Origin of the sequence: Ottowia beijingensis (assembly GCF_013423955.1) — a bacterium.
In the GTDB taxonomy this organism is placed as follows: Bacteria; Pseudomonadota; Gammaproteobacteria; order Burkholderiales; family Burkholderiaceae_C; genus Ottowia; species Ottowia beijingensis.
The window spans coordinates 3294388-3312695 of sequence record NZ_JACCKX010000001.1; the positions used below are offsets into that span (position 1 = coordinate 3294388).

Consider the following 18308-nt stretch of genomic DNA (forward strand, 5'->3'; position numbering starts at 1 on the left):
GGAGAGGGCGTTCCGATCCCACGTTTGAACCTCGGCACGGACTCGACCATGAACGCACCGCTGTACCGCATCCCCGGCGTGGCCGCGCCAGCCGACGTGCCGGCGCCATCGGCGGTGGCCGAGGCCGTCGCCCGAGCACGCACGGTGGGCGAGGTGCTGGCTCAGTCGCAGGTCGAGGACGTGCTGGCCGAACTGGACCGCGACCTGGTCGGCCTGGCGCCGGTAAAGGCACGCATCCGCGACATCGCCGCGCTGCTGGTGATCGACAAGCTGCGTGGCAACCTGGGGCTCACCTCGCAGGCGCCGCCGCTGCACATGTCGTTCACCGGGAACCCCGGCACCGGCAAGACCACGGTGGCCATGCGCATGGCCACCATCCTGCACCGCCTGGGCTATGTGCGCAAAGGGCATCTGGTGGCGGTCACGCGCGACGACCTGGTGGGCCAGTACATCGGCCACACCGCGCCCAAGACCAAGGAAGTGCTGAAGAAGGCGATGGGCGGCGTGCTGTTCATCGACGAGGCCTACTACCTGTACCGCCCCGAGAACGAGCGCGACTACGGGCAGGAGGCGATCGAGATCCTGCTGCAGGTGATGGAGAACCAGCGCGACGACCTGGTGGTGATCCTGGCCGGCTACAAGGACCGCATGGACACCTTCTTCCAGTCCAACCCCGGCATGAGCAGCCGCATCGCGCACCATCTGGACTTCCCCGACTACAGCGCGGGCGAGTTGATGCAGATCGCGCAGCAGATGCTGGGCGCGCAGAACTACCGCTTCGGCGATGGCGCGCAGGACGCGTTTGCCCGCTACCTGGATCGCCGCATCGCCCAGCCGCATTTCGCCAACGCGCGCAGCGTGCGCAACGCGCTGGATCGCGCGCGCCTGCGCCAGGCCAGCCGCCTGTTCGCCGACCGCGACCGGCAACTCACGGCCGACGACCTGAGCACCCTCGCGGCCGAGGACATCCTGGCCAGCCGCGTGTTCACGCAAGAGGCCAAGCCATGACCCTTCAAGCCCTGATCTTCGACGTCGACGGCACGCTGGCCGACACCGAGCTGGCCCATCTGGCCGCCTTCAACCAGGCCTTCGCCCAGGAGGGCATCGGCTGGCAATGGGACGTGCCGCTCTATACCCAGCTTCTGGAAGTCTCCGGCGGCAAGGAGCGCATGCTGCACTATTGGAAGCAGGTGAGGCCCGACGTGACCGACCTCGGCAACCGCGTGCAGGCCACGATCGCGCGCCTGCACGAACTCAAGACCGCTGCCTATGAGCAAGCGGTGCGCGACGGCGCCGTGCAGCTGCGCCCCGGCGTGCTGGCGCTGATCGAGGCCGCGCACGCCGAAGGCCTGCGCCTGGCCATTGCCACCACCACCTCGGCGGTCAACATCGTCGCGCTGCTGCGGCGCGCCATCGGGCCGGACTGGCAGCGGTTCTTCACCGTGGTCGAGGATGCGTCGACGGCGCCGCGCAAGAAGCCCGACCCCATGGTCTACCAGCAGACGCTGGCGCGCCTGGCTGTGCCGGCCGCCGCCTGCCTGGCCTTCGAGGACTCGGCCAACGGCCTGATGGCCGCGCGCACCGCCAAGCTGGCCACCATCGTCACGCCGAACGACTTCACCGCCCACCACGACTTCACCGGCGCATTGCGCGTGCTGCCCGATCTGGCTGGCGTCAGCGTCGCCCAGCTGCGCGAATGGCACGCGCAGAGCACGCCACAGCCATGACCCGAGTACCCGAGGATTTCTTTCATGGTCACGCCCCGCCGCTTCACCCTGACGCAATACCTGATCGAGCAGCGCCGCCGCTTTCCCGGCGCCAGCGGTGACTTCAACGCGCTGCTGCTCGACTTGGCGCTGGCCTGCAAGGCGATCGCGCGCTCGGTCGCCTTCGGCGAACTGGGCGGCGTGCTGGGCAACCCGGCGGCCGAGGTGTCGACCGCCGTCAACGTGCAGGGCGAGCAGCAGAAGAAGCTCGACGTTATCAGCAACGACTACTTCACCCAGATGACGGAGTGGGGCGGCCAGCTGGCCGGCATGGCGTCCGAAGAGATGGACGAGCCTTACCAGATCCCGGCCACGCTGCAGCGCGGCAAGTACCTGCTGGTGTTCGACCCGCTGGATGGCTCCAGCAACATCGACGTCAACGTCACCGTGGGCAGCATCTTCAGCGTGCTGCGCGCGCCACAGGAGGTCATCGACTCGGGCCGCGATGTGGTGGAGGCCGACTTCCTGCAGCCGGGCTGCCAGCAGCTGGCAGCCGGCTACGCGCTGTACGGCCCCACCACCATGCTGATCCTCACGGTGGGCAACGGCGTGGCCGGCTTCACGCTGGACCCGAACCTCGGCCAGTTCATGCTCACGCACCCCGACATCCGGGTGCCCGAGGACACGCAGGAGTTCGCCATCAACGCCTCCAACGCGCGCTTCTGGGAGGCGCCGGTCAAGCGCTACGTGGACGAATGCCTGGCCGGCAAGACCGGCCCGCGCGGCAAGGACTTCAACATGCGCTGGATCGCCAGCATGGTGGCGGAGGCACACCGCATCCTGATGCGCGGCGGCATCTTCATGTACCCGCGCGACACCAAGGATCTGGCCAAGCCAGGACGCCTGCGCCTGCTGTACGAGGCGAATCCGGTCGGCTTCATCATGGAGCAGGCGGGGGCGCGCGTCTCCACCGGCCGCGAGCCATTGCTGAACGTGCAGCCCACGGCGCTGCACCAGCGCATCGGCCTGATCTTCGGCTCGAAGAACGAGGTCGAGCGCATCGAGCGCTACCACGCCGAACCTGCCAAGGCCGTCGACACGCACCACCCGCTGTTCGGCGAGCGCAGCCTGTTCCGCGAGGAAGTGGCGCTTTGATGCTTCTTTATTGATAGCTGGTTGCGCCCGTGGGACGGGTGCTAGAGCCCTGTTTGACTCTCATTTCACAGCCGGTCCACCACCATGTCCGAACGCCATCCCATCATCGCCATCACCGGCTCGTCCGGCGCCGGCACCTCCACGGTCACGCGCACCTTCCAGAACATCTTCCGCCGCGAGGGCATCACCGCCGCCATCATCGAAGGCGACAGCTTCCACCGCTACGACCGCCAGGAGATGAAGCAGCGCCAGGCCGAGGCCGAGCGCCAGGGCAACAAGCACTTCAGCCACTTCGGCGCCGACAACAACCTGTTCGGCGAGCTGGAGGCGCTGTTCCGCAGCTACGGCGAAAGCGGCCAGGGCAGGGCGCGCAAGTACCTGCACAACGCCGAGGAAGCCGCGCCCTACCAGCAAGAGCCCGGCACCTTCACGCCCTGGGAGACGCTGCCCGAAGACACCGACATGCTGTTCTACGAGGGCCTGCACGGCGCGGTGATCACGCCGGAGCACAACATCGCCCAGCATGCCGACCTGCGCATCGGCGTGGTGCCGGTGGTCAACCTGGAGTGGATCCAGAAGCTGTGGCGCGACAAGCATCAGCGCGGCTACAGCACCGAGGCCGTCACCGACACCATCCTGCGCCGCATGCCCGATTACGTGAACGTCATCGTGCCGCAGTTCGCGCACACCCACGTCAATTTCCAGCGCGTGCCGGTGGTGGACACCAGCAACCCCTTCATCGCGCGCGACATCCCCAGCGCCGACGAGAGCATGGTGGTGATCCGCTTCGCCAACCCGAAGGGCATCGACTTCCAGTACCTTCTGAACATGATCCACGACTCGTGGATGAGCCGCGCCAACACCATCGTGGTGCCGGGCGGCAAGATGGAACTGGCGATGCAGTTGATCTTCACGCCCTTCGTGTGGCGCATGCAGGAGCGGCGCAAGCGGGTGCTGGGCAACGGTTGAAACAGTCAAAAAACCGAACGCAGAGGACGCAAGAAATTCGCAGAGGACGCAAAAGACACGGCAAGAGATGTCTTGCCCCGCGCGCGCCGTGACCCACTGGAAGAGACCTTCGGTTTTTCTTTTGCGTCCTCTGCGTGATCTCTGCGTCCTCTGCGTCCGGCTGTTCTTGAACTCTCTCCACCATCCCTGACCTCACATGAGCATTCCAGAACCCGAACTCGCCAGTCAGATGGCCAACGCGATTCGCATGCTGGCCGTCGACGCGGTCGAACAGGCCAAGAGCGGCCACCCTGGCGCGCCCATGGGCATGGCCGAGATCGCCGAGGTACTGTGGAACCGGCACCTGAAGCACAACCCCGCCAACCCGGCTTGGGCCGACCGCGACCGCTTCGTGCTCTCCAACGGCCACGGCTCGATGCTGCTGTACGCGCTGCTGCACCTGACCGGCTATGACTTGGCCGTGGACGAGCTGAAGCGCTTTCGCCAACTGCACAGCAAGACACCCGGCCACCCCGAGGTCGGCATCACGCCCGGCGTGGAAACCACCACCGGCCCGCTCGGCCAGGGCCTGGCCAACGCCGTGGGCATGGCGCTGGCCGAGAAGCTGCTGGCGGCCGAGTTCAACCGCGAGGGCCACATGGTCGTCGACCACCACACCTACGTCTTCATGGGCGACGGCTGCCTGATGGAAGGCATCAGCCACGAGGCCTGCTCGCTGGCCGGCACGCTGCGCCTGTCGAAGCTGATCGCGCTGTACGACGACAACGGCATCAGCATCGACGGCCATGTCGAGGGCTGGTTCACCGACGACACGCCGAAGCGCTTTGAAGCCTATGGCTGGCACGTGATCCCCAAGGTGGACGGGCACGACCCCGCCGCCGTCGACGCCGCCCTGCGCGCCGCGCGCGCGCAGGCCGCGCGGCCCGACGGCAAGCCCACGCTGATCTGCTGCCAGACCGTGATCGGCCAGGGATCGCCGGGCAAGGCCGGCACGCACGACGTGCATGGCGCCGCCCTGGGTGCCGACGAAGTGCAGGCCACGCGCGACGCGCTGGGCTGGTCGCACGCACCGTTCGAGCTGCCGGCCGAGGTCGCGCAGGCCTGGGATGCACGCGAGCGCGGCCGTGCTGCCGAGCACGCCTGGCGCGAGCGCTTCGAGGCCTATCGCACCGCCTTCCCCGAGGCGGCGGCGGCGTTCGAACGCCGCATGCAGGGCGAGTTGCCGGCAGACTTTGCAAGCCGGCTCCTGCGCTGTTCGAGGCCATCGCCGCCAGGCCCGACGCCATCGCCACCCGCAAGGCGAGCCAGAACGCGCTGGATGCGCTGGCGCCGCTGCTGCCCGAGCTGTTCGGCGGCTCGGCCGACCTCACGGGCTCCAACCTCACCAACTTCAAGGGCTGCACCGTGGCCGGGCGCGACCGCGCGGGCAACCACCTGTCCTGGGGCGTGCGCGAATTCGGCATGGCGGCCGCGCTCAATGGCATGGCGCTGCACGGCGGCTTCATCCCCTACGGCGGCACCTTCCTCACCTTCAGCGACTACAGCCGCAACGCGGTGCGCATGGCCGCGCTGATGAAGCTGCGCGTGATCCACGTGTTCACGCACGACAGCATTGGCCTGGGCGAGGACGGCCCCACGCACCAGAGCGTGGAGCATCTGCCCAGCCTGCGCCTGATCCCCAACCTCGACGTCTGGCGCCCAGCCGACGGGCTGGAAACGGCTGTGGCCTGGGCCTGCGCCATCGAGCGCGCCGACGGCCCGACCGCGCTGACCCTGTCGCGCCAGAACCTGCCCAACCTGACCGGCGGCAAGGTGGCGGCCGGCACCATCCGCCGCGGTGGCTACGTGCTGTCGGACATGGAAGGCGCGCAGGCGGTGCTGATCGGCACCGGCTCCGAGCTGACCGTCGCCATGGCCGCGCAGGCCGCCCTGGCGGGCGAGGGCATCGCCACGCGCGTGGTGTCGATGCCCTGCACCAACGTGTTCGACCGCCAGGACGCCGCCTACCAGGACGCCGTGCTGCCGCCGCACCTGCCCGCCGTGGCGGTGGAGGCGGCGCACCCCGACTTCTGGCGCAAGTACGTCGGCCGCACCGGCGCCGTGGTGGGCATCGCCAGCTTCGGCGAATCGGCGCCGGCCAAGGACCTGTATGCGCACTTCGGCATCACCGCGCAGTGCGTGGCCGATGCCGTGCGCAGCCGCGTGCGCGCCGGCCAGCGCGCCCCGCACGCCGCCGTACCCGCGTGAAGGCCGCGCCACGATGATCCAGCCCGCCCTGGTGGCCTTCGACCTCGACGGCACCCTGATCGACACCGCGCCCGAGATCGGCGACGCGGTCAACGACACGCTGACCCGCCTGGGCCTGGCGGCCATGCCGCCCGACCGCGTCATCGGCTGGATCGGCCACGGCACGCGCGAACTGCTGATCCAGGCCATGGCCGCTGCCCGGCGCGTGGACGCGGCGCGGGTGCGCCCTCGCGCGAACTGGCCGAGGCCTACGCCCAGTTCGAGCACGACTACCTGCTGCGCTGCGGCACGCGCAGCCGCCCGTATGACGGCGCAGTGGCGCTGCTGCAGGCGCTGCGGGCGCAAGGTGTGCGCACCTGCGTGGTCACCAACAAGGAAACGCGCTTCACCGAGCGCGTGCTGGCCGCGCATGGGCTGGGCGCGTGGCTCGACCGCGTGGTGTGCGGTGACACGCTGCCCACCAGGAAGCCCGACCCGGCCGGCCTGCTGGGCTGCCTGTCGGCCTTTGGCATCGAGCCCGCGCGTGCGCTGTTCGTGGGCGACTCGTCCATCGACGCCGCCACCGCGCGCGCTGCCGGCGTGCCGGTGTGGCTGCTGACCCATGGCTACAACATGGGCCGCCCTGTCAGCGACAGCGCGCCCGACGCCGTGTTCGATGGCTTCGCCCCGCTGCACCAGGCCTGGGACGCGCTGCGCGCGGTGCCCGCCACGGACTGATGTTGGTCATCAATTCATAGCTGTTAGCGCCCGTCCGGCGGGCGTTGGAGCCACTTTTCATTCAAGAATTCATCAGGAGACCCACCATGCCCCTTGTCAACCTGCGCACCGTACTGGACCATGCCGCCAGCCACGGCTACGGCGTGCCCGCCTTCAACGTCAACAACCTGGAGCAGATCCAGGCCATCATGGAAGCGGCCCAGGCCGCCGACAGCCCGGTGATCCTGCAGGCCTCGGCCGGCGCGCGCAAGTACGCGGGCGAGCCCTACCTGCGCCACATGGTGCTGGCCGCGGCCGAATCGCACCCGCGCCTGCCCATCGTGCTGCACCAGGACCACGGCGCCAGCCCGGCGGTGTGCCTGCAGGCCATCCGCTCGGGCTTCACCAGCGTGATGATGGACGGCTCGCTGCGCGAAGACGCCAAGACCCCCGCCAGCTACGACTACAACGTCGACGTGACGCGCCGCGTGTGCGAGATGGCGCACGCCGTCGGCGTCTCGGTCGAGGGCGAACTGGGCTGCCTGGGCTCGCTGGAGACGGGCGAGGCGGGCGAGGAAGACGGCGTCGGCGCCGCAGGCAAACTCACGCACGACATGCTGCTGACCGACCCCGCGCAGGCGCGCGACTTCGTGGCCCGCACCGGCGTCGACGCGCTCGCCATCGCCATCGGCACCAGCCACGGCGCCTACAAGTTCACGCGTCAGCCCACCGGCGACATCCTCGCCATCGACCGCATCGCCGCCATCCACGCGCAGATCCCCGACACGCACCTGGTGATGCACGGCTCGTCGTCTGTGCCGCAGGAGTGGCTGGCCCTCATCCGCCAGTACGGCGGCGACATCCGCGAGACCTACGGCGTGCCCGTCGAGGAAATCGTGCGCGGCATCCGCCACGGCGTGCGCAAGGTCAACATCGACACCGACATCCGCCTGGCCATGACCGGCGCCATGCGCGAGGCCTTCGCCCGCCAGCCCGCCGAGTTCGACCCGCGCAAGGCGCTGGAGGCCGCCCGCAAGGCCGCGCGCGGCATCTGCCAGGCCCGCTTCGAGGCCTTCGGCTGCGCCGGCCATGGCGGGGCCATCCTGCGCGCCACGGGCTTGTAGGCCGTCACGGCCGGCGTGCCGTGGAGCAACTCAAGGTGATGTCAACCGCCGCGCGGGCGGCAGCGCATGGCATGATGCCCCGCGCGGTCGCACCGGCCGCGCCGCTGCCAAGGAGCCCCGATGACCTCGCCACTGTCGCTGCTCGACCGCATCCGCCAGCGCCTGGCCGACGTGCCGCAGGTGGTGGAGAAAAAGATGTTTGGCGCCACCGCGTTCCTAGTGAACGACAAGATGTGCATCAACGCCATCGAGCGCGAACTGATGGTGCGCATCGACCCGGCGCAGCACGACGAACTGGCAGCGCGCGAGGGTTGCAGCACCGTGGTCATGAACGGCAAACCCTATCGTGGCTATATCGATGTCGATGGTGCCGTGCTGGAGACTGACGCGGCGCTGGAGGAATGGGTGCGGCGGGCGCTGGCGTATAACGAGAAGGCGCCGGTGAGCAGGAAGCGACGCAAGGATTGAAAAACTGACCAGGTTCCCTCTGCTTAACAACCCCACGCTTTTTTTTTGCTCCCGATGTTTCGCTGAGGATTCCATGCTGGCGTACAGACAATTCCTGCTCCTGTTGCTCGTCGCGCTCGCCGCATGTGCCGGAACGCCCGCGCAAACTGAAACGCCATTGTTCACGGCGAATGCGCGCGCCGAGGGTAGCCAGAATGTCGACGTTATCGTCGAAGAGGTGGCGCGTTACCAAGGGACATCCGTAGTGGATGTTCATTTCAATTACGGGCCATCGGTCGCATCGTCGGTGTTCATTGCCTGCAGTTTCGCCAAGCTCGCCCGGTTGCGGGGATATCGCTATACCGTCGACGTAAGGGACTACGGCAAGCCGGGGCGCTATCTGGTGGGTTTCATTCCAGCACCGAGCCAGGAGGCGATCAGCGCGCTTGGACCAGAGTTCGAGAAGCACGACCCCTCGCAAGTCACTGACAGCGCCATGTTCGACCGGATCTGCCCGAAATCGTGACCGCCGCTTGATCAGAACGAAGCCGACGCTGGTGCCTTGAAAGACAAAAGCCCCGCGCTATCTGCGCGGGGCTTTCTTTATGGTGCGCGTTTTCGCGCAAGGTTCACGCCGTGACCGCTTCACTGACCTGCGCTTTGGCACTCTCCGGCGCCGGCGTGCGGATCAGGTAGTCGAATGCACTGAGCGCCGCCGTGGAGCCCGCCCCGCCGCCACCACGATCTGCTTGTACGGCACCGTGGTGCAGTCGCCGGCGGCGAACACGCCGGGCACGTTGGTCTCGCCGCGCGCGTTGACGACGATCTCGCCGAACTTGCTGCGCTCGACCACGTCGCCCAGGAATTCGGTGTTGGGCACCAGGCCGATCTGCACGAACACGCCTTCCAGATCGACCTTGGCATCCGTGCCGTCGGCACGGTGCTTGAATTTCAGGCCGTTGACCTTGCCGCCCGCGCCGGTGATTTCGGTGGTCTGCGCGTTGGTGTGGATGGTGACGTTGGGCAGGCTCTTCAGTTTCTTGATGAGCACGGCGTCGGCCTTCATCTCGGGCAGGAACTCGAACACGGTGACGTGCTTGACCACGTTGGCCAGGTCGATGGCGGCCTCGACACCCGAGTTGCCGCCGCCGATGACGGCCACGTCCTTGCCCTTGAACAGCGGGCCGTCGCAGTGCGGGCAGTAGGCCACGCCCTTGGTCTTGTATTCCTGCTCGCCCGGCACATTGACGTTGCGCCAGCGCGCGCCGGTGGCCAGGATGACGGTGCGGCTTCGCAGCTGGCCGCCGTTGTCGAGCTTGACGGTGACGTAGCCGCCCGGCTGCGCGGCGGGCACCAGTTCGGCCACGCGCTGCGTGTTCATGATGTCGACCTCGTAGTTGCGCACGTGCTGCTCCAGCGCGGCGGCGTAGGCGGGGCCGTTGGTTTCGGGGATGCCGGGGTAGTTGGCGATTTCCATGGTGTCGTTAACCTGGCCGCCGAAGCGCTCGGCCACGACGCCAGTGCGGATGCCCTTGCGTGCTGCATAAATCGCAGCCGCCGCGCCAGCGGGGCCACCGCCGACGATGAGCACCTCGAACGGGGCCTTGGCGCTCAGGCGTTCGGCATCGCGCTTGGCGGCGCCGGTGTCGACCTTCTGGATGATTTCTTCCACGCTCATGCGCCCGTTGGCGAAGAACGCGCCGTTCAGGAACACGGTGGGCACGCCCATGATTTCGCGTTCTTCGATCTCGTTCTGGAACAGGCCGCCGTCGATGATCGTGGTCTTGATGCGCGGGTTGTAGATGCTCATGAGGCTGAGCGCCTGCACCACGTCGGGGCAGTTGTGGCACGACAGGCTCATGTAGACCTCGAAGTCGAGGTCGACGTCGAGGGCCTTGATCTGCTCCAGCACATCGACTTCGACCTTGGGCGGGTGGCCGCCGGTCCACAGCAGGGCCAGGATGAGGCTGGTGAATTCATGCCCCATGGGGATGGCGGCAAAGCGCAGCTGCGTGCCGCTGCCTGGGCGGGCGAGGGTGAACGAGGGCTTGCGCGCGTCGCTGCCATCGGTGCGCAGCGTGATCTTGTCGGGGCGGGCGGCGGCGATTTCCTCCAGCAGCTCGCGCAGTTCGGTCGATTTGTCGCCGTCGTCCAGCGAGGCCACCATCTCGAACGGCTCCTTCACGCGCTCGAGGTAGGCGGTCAGTTGTTGCTTGATGTCGTCGTCCAACATGGTGGGTGCTCCTTGTTTGATAGCTTCTGGCGCTTGTCTGGCGGGCGCTAGAGCCTGATTTGTTCAATAAAAAGCCGAACGGCAAGGCAGGGCGCCCTGTCGCCGTTCGGCGGGTGTTCGATGACGGAATGACTTCGCCTTCGGCTTCAATGACGGCGCTGGCGCGCCATGACGGGTTCTGGTCATGCGCCGCAAGGCGCGTCATCGATGCGAAGCGAGGTCATCGGCGGCGCGCAGCGCCGCCGGTCATCAGATCTTGCCAACGAGGTCGATCGAGGGCTTCAGCGTCTTCTCGCCTTCCTTCCACTTGGCGGGGCACACTTCGCCGGGGTGGGCGGCGGTGTACTGGGCGGCTTTCAGCTTGCGCACGGTTTCGGTCACGTCGCGGGCGATTTCGTTGCTGTGCACTTCCATGGTCTTGATGGTGCCGCTGGGGTCGATCACGAAGGTGCCGCGCAGGGCCAGGCCTTCTTCAGGGATGTGCACGCCGAAGGCGTTGGTCAGCTGGTGCGTGGGGTCGCCCACCAGGAAGAACTTGGCCTTGCCGACGGCATCCGACGTCTCGTGCCACACCTTGTGGCTGAAGTGCGTGTCGGTGGTGACGATGTAGACCTCGGCGTTGGCCTTCTGGAACTCGGCGTAGTGCTCGGCCGCGTCCTCGATCTCGGTCGGGCAGTTGAAGGTGAAGGCGGCGGGCATGAAGATCACCACGGACCAGTTCTTGCCGTTCGACAGGTTCTTCTCGGTCACTTCCTCGAATTGGCCGTTGTGGAAAGCCTGGTTCTTGAAGGGTTGGACCTTGGTGTTGATCAAAGACGACATGCGTGTTCTCCTGGGTTGATGAAGTTGCGATGGATGAAGTATAGATTAGAGCTATTGGATTTGTGATTCATTTTATCTAATCTATGTTTAGCCGCAGGCTATGAGTGCCTGGCCGCCGGCGCACGGGGGCGCCAGCAACGGTACAGCTTACCGCAGAAGCGGTGACAGGCGGGTGTCGCGGTGTGCCATGCCTGCGACGTGGGCGCAGGCGGGCGGGGGCGCAGGCGGGCCGGGGGTGCGGGCGTCAGCCCTTGGCGGCCTTGTCGGCGGGCGGCGCGAAGGGCAGCACGGCGGGGCTGGCGGCGCCGGCATCGCGCATGGTCACGCTGCCCTGGTAGCGCGCGCCGGGGTCGACCTGCAGGGTCTCGGCCTCGATGTTGCCGTGGATCTGCGCGCTGGCGTGCAGGTGCAGGCGCTGGGCGTGCACGTTGCCCTCCAGCCGGCCGAGCACCAGCAGGTCGGCGGCGTGCACGTCGCCCTTCACGCTGCCGGTCTCGCCGATGATGGCGCGGCCTTCGGCGCGCAGCGTGCCTTCGATGCGGCCGTCGAGCTTGATCGAGTTCTTGGTCGTCAGGTCGCCCGCCAGCGTGCAGTGCTCGGCGATGACGGTGTCGATCTGCCTGCCGGCGCCGCTGTCGGGCACGCGGGTGGGGGATTTGTCTTTGGAGCCGAACATGCGCGGGCCTCGCTGCGGTCAGGGGTTGGAAGCGGCGGCGTCGTTCAGCGCCAGGAACTGCTCGGGGTCGAGCCGCTCGCCGCGGCGCTGCACCTCGTAATGCAGGTGCGGGCCGGTGGAGCGGCCGGTGGAGCCGAGCAGGCCGACGGTGTCGCCCGCGGTGACGGGCTGGCCGCGCTCCACGTCGATGCGCGACAGGTGGGCGTACAGCGTGGTGTAGCCGTGGGCGTGCGCCACCTGCACCACGTTGCCATAGCCGCCCTGCCAGCCGGCGAACACGACCTTGCCGCTGGCCGTGGCCTGCACCGGCTCGCCGGTGGTGCCCTTGAAGTCGAGCCCGCCGTGCGACTCGCTGCCGCGCCCGGTGAAGGGGTTGGGGCGCTCGCCGAAGGCCGACGACATGGCGCCGCCGTGCGGCAGGCCCAGCGGCACGGATTGCAGCACCTCCAGCAGGTTGCCGGCATCGCGCGCAAAGCTGCCGGTATAGGGCACCGGCTTGCCAACGTGCGCCTGCAGCGCCGGGCCGCCGGCGGCGGGGTTGGGCTGGCCCCTGGGCGGCGCGGCGGAGACCGGCTTGACGTTGACGCCGCGCGCCTGCAGGTAGGTCTGCAGATCGCCGATCATCTGCTCTGATTTTTGCAGCGCCGCGAGCTTGGCATTGATCTCGGCCGAGGTGAAGTTCTTCAGGTCGGCCACTTCGCGCCGCAGCGCGTCGATCTCCTGCCGGCGCTCGTCCAGCGCCTGCTGGCTGTCGGCGCGTGAGGTGAGATGCTGCGCGCCCAGGCCCACCAGCCCCGCCGCCAGCAGCGCCGTGCTGGCGCCCAGGCCCAGCAGCAGCGGCCGCAACCAGGCGAGCAGGCGCGTGTCGACTTCGAGCGAGCGCGTCTGCTCGGGCGTGACGATGAGAACGGTGGATCGTGCCATGGCGCAGAGAAATGGAGCGATGCAATGAAGCGGGGCGGTACAGCACGAGAAGACCCCACCTCCGAATGCCGAGGCTTGATCGCGTCAAGCCCGCTGGAGGCATGCAGTTGTTACCGGGTGTGTGGCAACGCCGGGCAGTGTAAGGCGAAAGCCCGCAGATTCCCAGCAAAAATACCGCAACCCGGAAGGTCAACAGGCGATAGCCATTTGGCGGGGTTGGGTAGTTCAATAAGAGGAGCTGCTGGCGCCCGGCAGTTGGGCGCAAAAGCCGTTTTTGATGCTTGAAAAATTTTCAAGGTCCCCCTGCGGATCGTTGATGGGCAAGCGATCGGCTTGAGGATGCGCTGAATTCTTGAACGCAGAGAACGCCAAGACTTCGCAAAAGGCGCAGAACAAGCGGGTGGAAACCTTGTGCGAGCTTTCACAAGTGCTTGACTATCAAGAAATTTCAGATGACGCGCGGACCGCATCCGCTGTGTGGGAGCGGGCTTGCCCGCGATCAAGCGTTGGTGGCGATGAGACGCCTCATCGCGGGCAAACCCGCTCCCACAACACGGTCTGAGACTTGTTGCTGATCAAGCTTCCTTGATGAACGGCAAATGACTCTTCTGCGTCTTCTGCGAAGTCTTGGCGACTTCTGCGTTCAAAGGTTTTCCAAGCTGCTTGCTTTCAAGCCAACAGCTTCGATCGTCCCTTCGGCCCGCACAAAGCCGGCCAGGGTGCCCGCGCAGCGGCGCGCGGGGCACCCTTGGCCCGGGGCGCGCGTCAGTGCGCGGCCGTGCCGCCGTGGCGGCTTTCCTGCTCGAACGGCAGGGTGACTTCACGCAGGTCCTTGCGCGTTTCCACCAGCACCAGCGGGCCGTCGTCGATCTCGACCAGCGGCGGGCGCTCGCGCGGCACGCGGATCGGCTGCGGCTCGGCGGCGATGGCGGCCTGCACGCTGGCCACCTTGTCGGCGTCGGAGTTGACCCACTGCAGGCCGGCGGATTGCGCCAGCGATTCCAGGTCGCCCAGGGGCAGCGCGAATGGCGTGACCTTGGGCAGGCCGGCGGCTGGCGCCGCGGCGTGGCCGTTGGCGGCGGCAGGGACCGGCGATGCTACAGACGCACGGGCCGGCGGCGCCGGCGGGGTGGGCGCGGGCGCCACGTTGGCTTCGGCCACCGTGGCCGGGGCCTGGGCATCGTCGACCGCGGCGCTGCGCGCGAAGTACGAGCGCGGTGCGGGCGCGTCGGCGCTGCCGGCCTGGGCCGCGGGCTGCGCCACGGTGCCGTCGTCGGACACGCTGCCGGGCAGCTCGGCGGCGCGCTCGTCGCGGCGCTCGCCGTTGCGATCGCGGCGGTCGCGGCCATAGCGGTCGCGCGAACGGCGCTCGCGGCGCTCTTCGCCCTGCGGCGCGTCGCCCACGACTTCGGCGGCGGAGTTGCCGTCGACCGCGGTCACGGCCGAGGTGGCCAGGGCGGCGGTGTCGACCACGGCGGTGTCGTCGTGCGGCTGGCCTTCGGCGCGCTCGGCGCGGTCGCCACGCTCGCCGCGTTCGCGGCGGCCTTCGCCACGGCTGCGGCGGCCTTCGCCACGTTCACCACGTTCACCGCGCTCGCTGCGTTCGCCACGCGGCGGGCGGGCGCTGGTGTCGGCGCCGGCGTCGGCGGTGGCGATGTCGGTGGTGGGCGCGCCGGCATCGGCGGCCAACGGGTCGCGGCGCTCGCGCTGGCGGTCGCCGCGCGGGCCGCGGTCGCCCCGTTCGCCGTTGCGGCGGCTGCCGTCGCGCTGTCCGTTGCGGGCTTCGCCCTGGCCTTCGGCGCGGCTCTCACCGCGGTTGTCGCTGCGGCGCTCGTCGCTGCCGCGGCCTTCACCGCGCTCACCGCGCTGGCCGCCACGGCCACCGCGGCCGCCACGGCGTTCGCCGTCACGGCCGCCGCGGCCTTCGCGCTTCTCGGCGGTGGCGGGTGCCGGCGTGGGCGCGGGCGCCACCACGGGCGGGGGCGGCGGGGCCATGCCGAACAGGTTCTTCAGCCAGCCCACCAGGCCGGCCGGCGCGGGCGCGGCAGCGGGCGTGAAGGCGGCCGGTGCCACCGCAGGCGCCGGCGCGGCGGCCACCGGCTCGGGTTTGGGCTCGGCCACCGGCGCGGGGTGTCGCGCAGCACGCCCTTGATGACGGGCTGCTGCTTGTTGGTCGGCTCCTGGCTGCGGCGGGTGACGGTGGTCGGGTCCTCGAACTCCTCGGCCATCTTGTAGCTGCTGTCGATGTCGTCCAGGCGCGGGTCGTCGTGCTTCAGGCGCTCGAGCTTGTAGTGCGGCGTCTCCAGCGTCTTGTTGGGCACCAGGGTGACGTTGACGCGCTGCTTGAGCTCGATCTTGGCGATCTCGGGGCGCTTTTCGTTCAACAGGAACGAGGCCACTTCCACCGGCACCTGCACGTTGACGGCGGCGGTGTTGTCCTTCATGGACTCTTCCTGAATGATGCGCAGGATCTGCAGCGCCGACGATTCGGTGTCGCGCACGTGGCCGGAGCCGCCGCAGCGCGGGCAGGGGATGGAGGCGCCTTCGCTCAGCGCGGGCTTCAGGCGCTGGCGGCTCATCTCCAGCAGGCCGAACTTGCTGATGCTGCCGAACTGCACGCGGGCGCGGTCCTGGCGCAGCGCCTCGCGCAGGCGGTTCTCGACCTCGCGGCGGTTCTTGCTCTCCTCCATGTCGATGAAGTCGATCACGATCAGGCCGCCCAGGTCGCGCAGGCGCATCTGGCGCGCCACCTCGTCGGCGGCTTCCAGGTTGGTGCGCGTGGCGGTCTCCTCGATGTCGCCGCCCTTGATGGCGCGGGCCGAGTTCACGTCCACCGCCACCAGCGCCTCGGCGTGGTCGATCACGATGGCGCCGCCCGAGGGCAGGGTGACGGTGCGCGAGTAGGCCGATTCGATCTGGTGCTCGATCTGGAAGCGCGAGAACAGCGGCGCGTTGTCGCGGTAGCGCTTCACGCGGTGCGCCTGCTCGGGCATCACGTGGCTCATGAACTGGTGCGCCTGCTCGTAGATGTCATCGGTGTCGATCAGGATGTCGCCGATGTCCGAGTTGAAGTAGTCGCGGATGGCGCGGATGACGAGGTTGCTCTCCTGATAGATCAGGAAGGCGCCCTTGCCGCCCTTGGCGGCACCGTCGATGGCGTCCCACAGCTTCAGCAGGTAGTTCAGGTCCCACTGCAACTCGGGCGCGGTGCGGCCGATGCCGGCGGTGCGGGCGATGATGCTCATGCCTTTCGGGTACTCGAGCTGGTCCATCGCCTCCTTCAGCTCGGCGCGGTCCTCGCCCTCGATGCGGCGGCTGACGCCACCGCCGCGCGGGTTGTTCGGCATCAGCACCACGTAGCGGCCGGCCAGGCTGACGAAGGTGGTCAGCGCGGCGCCCTTGTTGCCGCGCTCTTCCTTCTCGACCTGCACCAGCAGTTCCTGGCCTTCCTTGATCACATCGTTGATCCTGGCCTGGCTGACGGAGACACCCTCCGCGAAGTACTGGCGCGAGATTTCCTTGAACGGCAGGAAGCCGTGGCGGTCTTCGCCGTAGTCGACGAAGCAGGCCTCCAGCGACGGCTCGACGCGCGTCACCACGGCCTTGTAGATGTTGCCCTTGCGCTGCTCGCGCCCTTCGATCTCGATCTCGTAGTCGAGCAGTTTCTGTCCATCGACGATCGCCAGGCGGCGCTCTTCGGCCTGCGTGGCGTTGATCAGCATCCGTTTCATGATGCGGTGTCCTTCAAATCAAAAGCAGTCAACGGCTTGCCCGGGGAAAGCCCAAGATGCCTCGGACGGCGCAATGCAACGGACGGAATGGCCGCGGCGACTGACTGGAGGAAGAAGGCGTGCGGGGCGCGCGCCTTCAAAGCTGCTGAACGCGCTGGTTCAGCGGCCGGGGTCAGGCGGGCTGGCTTGGATGGGTGCGAGGGCCGGGCAAGGCAAGATTGCTACATAAAGCGTAGCTGCTCGCGCTTGCCTGGCGGGCGCTGGGGCGTGATTTTGCTCATAAAGCATCGGCCGCAGCCAGCGCTCCAGAACCATCATGATTGCCATCAGCACAAAAAGTCTCGCTTCGATCCGACCCGCAGGCCAAGCCGCGTGGGGCGGCCTGCCGGTCATGGGTATTCCGTAGGGGTTTCATCGCGTCGGCCTGATCCTGCGCTTTTCTTGGCGTGCCTGCCCGGTTCAGTGGGGGCAGGGCGCTTTCTTGTGCAGGTGCGGCATCGACCTTTACTGGCGGCTGCTTGTGGGCGGGTGGAATAGACTACCCGTTCATTCGGGCGGTGACTTCCATTTCAAATTCAACCACTTACGGCCGGTTGCCAGTGAATCGCATTATAGGTGCCAAAGCAGCCCCGCCGGGGCTCAGGGCAAACCCGAGGTCGGCTGGCTGACGGTGGACGCCGAGAGCGCCGGCCAGCGGCTGGACAACTTCCTGATCCGCCACCTGAAGGGCGTGCCCAAGACCCACGTCTACCGCATCATCCGCAGCGGCGAGGTGCGGGTGAACAAGGGCCGCGCCGCCGCCGACACGCGGGTGGCGGCGGGCGACGTGGTGCGCGTGCCGCCGGTGCGGGTGAGCGAACGCTCGCCCGAGGACAAGGCCGCCGCCGCGCCGGCGCGCGAATTCCCATCCTGCTGGAGGACGAGCACCTGATCGCGCTCGACAAACCGGCCGGCGTGGCGGTGCATGGCGGCTCGGGCGTGAGCTTCGGCGTTATCGAGCAACTGCGGCGCGCACGCCCGGATGCCCGCTTTCTGGAGCTGGTGCACCGGCTCGACCGCGAAACCAGCGGTATCCTGCTCGTCGCCAAGAAGCGCAGCGCCTTGAAGCACCTGCAGGACCAGTTCCGCGAGCGCGAAACAGGCAAGACCTACTTGGCGCTGGTGCTGGGCGACTGGCCCGAGCGACTGAAAGTGATCGACGTGCCGCTGCGCAAATACCTGTTGCCGGGCGGCGAAGGCGAGGGCGAGCGGCGCGTGAAGACCACCACCAAGGACGACCCGGACGGCATGCGCTCGATCAGCCTGGTCAAGGTGCGCGAGCGCCTGCCCGACTTCACCCTGCTAGAAGTGACCATCAAGACCGGCCGCACGCACCAGATCCGCGTGCACCTGGCATCGCAGGGCCACCCGATCGCGGGCGACGACAAATATGGCGACTTCGAGCGCAACAAGAGCTTGCAGAAACAAGGACTCAGACGCATGTTCCTGCACGCGTGGCGGCTACAGTTCGTGCATCCGGCCACGGCGCAGGCCGTCGAACTGCTGGCGCCGCTGCCGGCCGATCTGCTCTCTTTTTCA

The 18308-nt window shown here is 68.0% G+C and carries 11 protein-coding genes and 5 pseudogenes; 11 read left to right on the plus strand and 5 right to left on the minus strand.

Annotated elements, in window-relative coordinates:
* The first annotated feature begins 48 nt into the window (after positions 1–48).
* The 10 genes and pseudogenes from cbbX (at position 49) to H0I39_RS16410 (ending at position 8870) form a co-directional block, all read left to right on the plus strand.
* Positions 49–1008 (plus strand): CbbX protein, encoded by a 960-nt coding sequence (gene cbbX, locus H0I39_RS16370; RefSeq protein WP_180551194.1) that lies wholly within the window; start codon positions 49–51, stop codon positions 1006–1008.
* Positions 1005–1727, plus strand: a complete 723-nt coding sequence (locus tag H0I39_RS16375) for an HAD-IA family hydrolase (RefSeq protein WP_180551195.1) — start codon at positions 1005–1007, stop codon at positions 1725–1727. The genes cbbX and H0I39_RS16375 overlap by 4 nt, the downstream gene beginning before the upstream one ends.
* Before the next feature lie 24 nt (positions 1728–1751).
* Positions 1752–2861 carry a class 1 fructose-bisphosphatase gene (locus H0I39_RS16380; protein ID WP_180551196.1) on the plus strand — a complete coding sequence of 370 codons (1110 nt, stop codon included), beginning with the start codon at positions 1752–1754 and terminating at the stop codon, positions 2859–2861.
* An 84-nt stretch (positions 2862–2945) separates the two neighbouring features.
* Positions 2946–3830, plus strand: coding sequence for a phosphoribulokinase (locus H0I39_RS16385; protein ID WP_180551197.1), 885 nt, complete (start codon positions 2946–2948; stop codon positions 3828–3830).
* Positions 3831–4026: 196 nt separating this feature from the next.
* Positions 4027–6077, plus strand: a pseudogene (gene tkt, locus H0I39_RS16390) (transketolase).
* A 13-nt stretch (positions 6078–6090) separates the two neighbouring features.
* A pseudogene (locus tag H0I39_RS24245) lies at positions 6091–6210 on the plus strand (phosphoglycolate phosphatase); the annotation flags it as partial.
* Positions 6211–6314: 104 nt separating this feature from the next.
* A complete protein-coding gene (locus H0I39_RS22575) occupies positions 6315–6794 on the plus strand; it encodes an HAD-IA family hydrolase (protein ID WP_373368348.1) in 480 nt (159 codons plus the stop codon).
* Between the two features lie 86 nt (positions 6795–6880).
* Positions 6881–7897 carry a class II fructose-bisphosphate aldolase gene (gene fba / locus H0I39_RS16400; protein ID WP_180551198.1) on the plus strand — a complete coding sequence of 339 codons (1017 nt, stop codon included), beginning with the start codon at positions 6881–6883 and terminating at the stop codon, positions 7895–7897.
* 120 nt (positions 7898–8017) lie between these two features.
* On the plus strand, positions 8018–8365 hold the full coding sequence (locus H0I39_RS16405) for a TfoX/Sxy family protein (RefSeq protein WP_180551199.1): 348 nt from the start codon (positions 8018–8020) through the stop codon (positions 8363–8365).
* A 73-nt stretch (positions 8366–8438) separates the two neighbouring features.
* Positions 8439–8870 carry a hypothetical protein gene (locus H0I39_RS16410; protein WP_180551200.1) on the plus strand — a complete coding sequence of 144 codons (432 nt, stop codon included), beginning with the start codon at positions 8439–8441 and terminating at the stop codon, positions 8868–8870.
* 103 nt (positions 8871–8973) lie between these two features.
* Here H0I39_RS16410 and ahpF read toward each other — a convergent pair.
* From ahpF to H0I39_RS16435, 5 genes and pseudogenes are all read right to left on the minus strand, one after another.
* Positions 8974–10577: pseudogene (ahpF, locus tag H0I39_RS16415) on the minus strand (alkyl hydroperoxide reductase subunit F).
* A 249-nt stretch (positions 10578–10826) separates the two neighbouring features.
* On the minus strand, positions 10827–11399 hold the full coding sequence (ahpC, locus tag H0I39_RS16420; RefSeq protein WP_180551201.1) for an alkyl hydroperoxide reductase subunit C: 573 nt from the start codon (positions 11397–11399) through the stop codon (positions 10827–10829).
* Between the two features lie 244 nt (positions 11400–11643).
* On the minus strand, positions 11644–12075 hold the full coding sequence (locus tag H0I39_RS16425) for a bactofilin family protein (protein ID WP_180551202.1): 432 nt from the start codon (positions 12073–12075) through the stop codon (positions 11644–11646).
* 18 nt (positions 12076–12093) lie between these two features.
* Positions 12094–12999 carry a M23 family metallopeptidase gene (locus tag H0I39_RS16430; protein ID WP_180551203.1) on the minus strand — a complete coding sequence of 302 codons (906 nt, stop codon included), beginning with the start codon at positions 12997–12999 and terminating at the stop codon, positions 12094–12096.
* A gap of 765 nt (positions 13000–13764) precedes the next feature.
* Positions 13765–16730, minus strand: a pseudogene (locus H0I39_RS16435) (Rne/Rng family ribonuclease).
* Between the two features lie 664 nt (positions 16731–17394).
* Between H0I39_RS16435 and H0I39_RS16440 the strand changes: the two are divergent.
* Positions 17395–18308, plus strand: a pseudogene (locus H0I39_RS16440) (RluA family pseudouridine synthase); the annotation flags it as partial.

What these genes read in the sequence shown, in the direction of transcription:
- H0I39_RS16430 (WP_180551203.1), bottom strand. Translation starts at nt 12,999, where the DNA reads ATGGCACGATCCACCGTTCTCATCGTCACGCCCGAGCAGACGCGCTCG.
- H0I39_RS16410 (WP_180551200.1), top strand. Translation starts at nt 8,439, where the DNA reads ATGCTGGCGTACAGACAATTCCTGCTCCTGTTGCTCGTCGCGCTCGCC.
- cbbX (WP_180551194.1), top strand. Translation starts at nt 49, where the DNA reads ATGAACGCACCGCTGTACCGCATCCCCGGCGTGGCCGCGCCAGCCGAC.
- H0I39_RS16380 (WP_180551196.1), top strand. Translation starts at nt 1,752, where the DNA reads ATGGTCACGCCCCGCCGCTTCACCCTGACGCAATACCTGATCGAGCAG.
- H0I39_RS16425 (WP_180551202.1), bottom strand. Translation starts at nt 12,075, where the DNA reads ATGTTCGGCTCCAAAGACAAATCCCCCACCCGCGTGCCCGACAGCGGC.
- H0I39_RS16385 (WP_180551197.1), top strand. Translation starts at nt 2,946, where the DNA reads ATGTCCGAACGCCATCCCATCATCGCCATCACCGGCTCGTCCGGCGCC.
- fba (WP_180551198.1), top strand. Translation starts at nt 6,881, where the DNA reads ATGCCCCTTGTCAACCTGCGCACCGTACTGGACCATGCCGCCAGCCAC.
- H0I39_RS16405 (WP_180551199.1), top strand. Translation starts at nt 8,018, where the DNA reads ATGACCTCGCCACTGTCGCTGCTCGACCGCATCCGCCAGCGCCTGGCC.
- ahpC (WP_180551201.1), bottom strand. Translation starts at nt 11,399, where the DNA reads ATGTCGTCTTTGATCAACACCAAGGTCCAACCCTTCAAGAACCAGGCT.
- H0I39_RS16375 (WP_180551195.1), top strand. Translation starts at nt 1,005, where the DNA reads ATGACCCTTCAAGCCCTGATCTTCGACGTCGACGGCACGCTGGCCGAC.